We start from the raw sequence: 683 nt of genomic DNA, 5'->3' as shown, positions 1-683 counted from the left end.
TACATCCCGATCATCAGCCTGATCGTGTACTCGTTCAACGAGTCGAAGCTGGTGACGGTGTGGTCGGGCTTCTCGCTGAAGTGGTACTCGGCGCTGCTGGACGACGACGAGCTGCTGACCGCCGCATGGCTGTCGCTGAAGATCGGCCTGCTGACGGCCACCGCGTCGGTCGTGATCGGCACGTGGGCGGGCTTCGTGCTCGCGCGCTTCGGCCGCTTCAAGGGCTTCACGCTGTACACGGGGATGATCAACGCGCCGCTGGTGATTCCGGAAGTGATCCAGGGCATCTCGCTGCTGCTGCTGTTCGTGGCGCTGGAGCAGATGTTCGGCTGGCCGAAGGGCCGCGGGATGGTGACGATCTGGATCGGTCACGTGATGCTGTGCGTGTCGTACGTGGCGATCATCGTGCAGTCGCGCGTGAAGGAGATGAACAAGTCGCTCGAAGAGGCGGCGCTCGATCTCGGCGCGACACCGCTGAAGGTGTTCTTCGTGGTGACGCTGCCGCTGATCTCGCAGGCGCTGCTGTCGGGGTGGCTGCTGTCGTTCACGCTGTCGATCGACGATCTGGTGCTGTCGGCGTTCCTGTCCGGGCCGGGCTCGACGACGCTGCCGCTGGTGGTGTTCTCGCGCGTGCGGCTGGGGCTGAACCCGGAGATGAACGCACTGGCGACGCTGTTCATCAC

The 683-nt window shown here is 64.4% G+C and carries 1 protein-coding gene; it reads left to right on the top strand.

All coding sequences use genetic code 11. The features are described from left to right. On the top strand, positions 1–683 hold a 683-nt coding region (locus tag LGN19_RS39465; RefSeq protein ID WP_226220251.1), incomplete at both ends, for an ABC transporter permease subunit.

Origin of the sequence: Burkholderia sp. AU30198 (genome assembly GCF_020419825.1) — a bacterium.
Taxonomy (GTDB): Bacteria; Pseudomonadota; Gammaproteobacteria; order Burkholderiales; family Burkholderiaceae; genus Burkholderia.
Note: the sequence above shows the minus strand (reverse complement) of the source record. Positions and strands in the feature narration are given on the sequence as shown.